This window comes from Pseudoxanthomonas sp. LjRoot204_2, assembly GCF_056175765.1.
On the sequence record NZ_JBGFFG010000415.1, the window covers coordinates 1 to 2,919 of the forward strand.

At 64.8% G+C, this 2,919-nt stretch carries 3 protein-coding genes; all 3 read right to left on the reverse strand.

Translation table 11 applies throughout. The features are described 5' to 3' along the window. Positions 1-19 precede the first annotated feature (19 nt). The 3 genes from AC04L7_RS15740 to AC04L7_RS15750 are packed head-to-tail and all read right to left on the reverse strand — an operon-like array spanning position 20 to position 2,521. A complete protein-coding gene (locus AC04L7_RS15740; RefSeq protein ID WP_299342065.1) occupies positions 20-289 on the reverse strand; it encodes a hypothetical protein in 270 nt (89 codons plus the stop codon). Further along, positions 289-1,485 (reverse strand): argininosuccinate synthase, encoded by a 1,197-nt coding sequence (locus AC04L7_RS15745; protein WP_299342062.1) that lies wholly within the window; start codon positions 1,483-1,485, stop codon positions 289-291. Before AC04L7_RS15745 ends, AC04L7_RS15740 begins: the two co-directional genes overlap by 1 nt. Before the next feature lie 31 nt (positions 1,486-1,516). Further along, entirely contained in the window at positions 1,517-2,521 is a 1,005-nt protein-coding gene (locus AC04L7_RS15750) for an N-acetylornithine carbamoyltransferase (protein ID WP_435997990.1), read from the reverse strand. Positions 2,522-2,919 lie beyond the last annotated feature (398 nt).

A 2,919-nucleotide genomic window follows, 5' to 3' on the forward strand; every position in this document is an offset into this window, starting at 1 on the left:
GTGCTGGACAGTAATTCCGTCATGCGAGTGATCCGTAAGGATTCTGTCGGGCTTCGATCCATACGCGTTGATCGGGGTGATGTTCGCCAATGACGTCCACCGCATGCACGATGTCGTCTTCATTGGTGAACACCATCGTCTCCGCGAAGCGCGTCAGTTCGATGCCTTGATGCGCTTGGAACGCCGCGCTTGAGATAGCGGACGCGCTGCACCAAATGCTGTCGCGGCCCGGAAGGGCCATGGCGATCGCATCCTGCAAACCATCAGGTGTCAACGCGAGGAAGACCATCAGCGATTAATCTCGGCCCACAGGGTCGAGCTCATGCCGAACAGCTTGATGAAGCCTTCGGCTTCCTCGACACCCCAGTCGGCCGACTGCGCGTACGTCGCGCCCTTGGCATTGAGGATGTGCGGGGACTTCACAGCGACCGCATCGACACGGCCGCCGCGGGTCTCCAGCACCACTTCGCCGTTGACCGTGGCCTGCGAAGACTGCAGGAACGCCTCCAGGTCGGCCTTGAGCGGATCGTGGTAGAAGCCTTCGTACACCAGCTCCACCCACTTGCGCGCGATCTCGGGCTTGAAACGGTTCTGCTGCTTGGTCAGCACGGCCTCTTCCAGCGCGCGGTGCGCCGCCAGCAGCGACACCAGGCCCGGCGCTTCGAACACGATGCGGCCCTTCAGGCCGATCACGGTGTCGCCGGTGTAGACGCCGCGGCCCACGCCGTAAGGCGCGAACAACGCATTCAACTTCGCCAGCAGCGCAGCGCCGGCGACCGGCTGGCCGTCCAGGCTGACCGCCTCGCCGTTCTTGAAGCCGACCGTGACGCGCAACGGTTCCACCGGCCATTCGGCGCGCGGTGCGCACCAGCCACGGGCGCCTTCGCCCGGGGCGGACCAGGTGTCGATCTCGCCGCCGGACATGGTCAGGCCGAGCAGGTTCTCGTTGATGGTGTAGCTCTTCTGCTTGGCACGCACGCCGAAGCCACGCTCTTCGAGATACGCCTGTTCGTAGGCGCGGGTCTGGGTGTGTTCCTTCTGGATCTCGCGGATCGGCGCCACGATGCGGTAGTCGCCGCTGGCCTTGACCGCGAGATCGAAGCGCACCTGGTCGTTGCCCATGCCGGTGCAGCCATGCGCAATCGCGTTCGTGCCCAGTTCGGCCGCCCGCTTCAGCGCGGCGTCGACGATCAGGTAGCGGTCGGACACCAGCAGCGGATACTGCCCCTGGTAGCCCTCGCCGGCCCACACGAACGGCCGGACGAAGCCGTCCCAGATCGCCGGGCCGCCATCCACGGTGACGTGGCTGGCCACGCCCAGGTCGGCGGCGCGCTGTTCGATGTAGGCGCGTTCCTCGGCATCCACGCCGCCGGTGTCGGCGAACACGGTGTGGACGTTCCAGCCGCGCTCCTTCAGGTAGGGCACGCAGAAGCTGGTGTCGAGGCCGCCGGAGAAGGCGAGGACGATGTCTTTGGACTGGTTCATGGGGGTGTGTTCTGTTCGGGAATCGGAGGGGTTACTGCTGCATCAGCGCGGCCATGATGGCCTTCTGCACGTGCAGGCGGTTCTCGGCTTCGTCGATGGCGATGCACTGCGGCGAATCCATCACGCCGTCCGTGGCCTTCACGTTGCGGCGCAGTGGCAGGCAGTGGCTGAAGACGCCGTTGTTGGTCAGCGCCATCTTCCGCTCGTCGACGATGAAGTGCTTGTACTGGTCGCGGATCGGCTTCTCGGGCTCCCAGTTGCCGAAGAACGGCAGCGCGCCCCAGCTCTTGGCGTACACCACGTCGGCGCCGGCATAGGCGCTCTCGATGTCATGGCTGACCTGCAGCGAACCGCCGCTTTCGGCCACGTTGTGCTCGGCCCAGCCCATGTAGCGCTCATCCAACACGTAGTCCGGCGTGGGACACAGCAGGGTCACGTCCATGCCCATGCGGGTGGCGATGGTCAGCGCCGAGTTGGCCACCGCGGTGTTGAGCGGCTTGGGGTGGTAGGTCCACGTGAGCACGTACTTCTTGCCGCGCAGGTCGGACGTGCCGAAGTGCTCCTGCAGCGCGAGCGCATGCGCGAGTTCCTGGCAGGGATGGGTGATCGTCTCCATGTTGATCACCGGCACCGGCGAATACTTCGCGAACGACTTCAGGACGATGTCCTCGCGGTCGTAGGCCCAGTCGACGAACTTCGGGAAGGCGCGCACGCCGATCAGGTCCACGTAACGCCCCAGTACCTTAGCCACCTCGGCAATGTGCTCCTCGGTGTCGCCATCCATCACCGTGCCCAGGTTGAACTCGATCGGCCACGCATCCTTGCCCGGCTGCAGCACCACGGCGTGGCCACCCAACTGGAAAGCACCCAGTTCGAAGCTGGTGCGGGTGCGCATGGACGGGTTGAAGAACACGAGCGCGATGGACTTTCCCTTCAGCGCGTCGCCCAGCTTGTTCTGCTTGTAGAGGGCGGCCTGCGTGAGCAACGCGTCGAGGTCGCTGCGGCTCCAGTCCTGCGTGTTCAAGAAGTGCTTCATTACGGCATCCTGGTGTCGGGAATGTGGCAAAACGGGCTTCAGAAACGAAAAAACCCAGCCTCTGGCTGGGTTCCGGTGAACAAGCGACGACGTCCGGGGTACCCAGCTAGATGCAGGATTCCGGTCGACGGGCACGCGACGTCATGCTCGAGGCCTGGGAGGCCGCGCTGGCTGCATGGGCGTGTGCGTTCATCTTCATGGGCGCGAATGCTCGCATGTGCTGCGGCGCAGCGCAAGGACGTATTCGGTTGCGCATGCAACCGTGCAGGAACTCAGGGACCGCTTGCCGTGGGCTGCGACGGCGCCAGGTAGGGGGCGACGGAAATGCGGATGCGCAGGCGGTTGCCGGGATCCTCAGCCAGCCGCGAGCGGTACTTCACGCCCTTGTAGATGTAGTC

Bases quoted from the DNA above. Each gene is read 5' to 3' on its own strand.
- AC04L7_RS15740 (WP_299342065.1), bottom strand. From the start codon at position 289: ATGGTCTTCCTCGCGTTGACACCTGATGGTTTGCAGGATGCGATCGCC.
- AC04L7_RS15745 (WP_299342062.1), bottom strand. From the start codon at position 1,485: ATGAACCAGTCCAAAGACATCGTCCTCGCCTTCTCCGGCGGCCTCGAC.
- AC04L7_RS15750 (WP_435997990.1), bottom strand. From the start codon at position 2,521: ATGAAGCACTTCTTGAACACGCAGGACTGGAGCCGCAGCGACCTCGAC.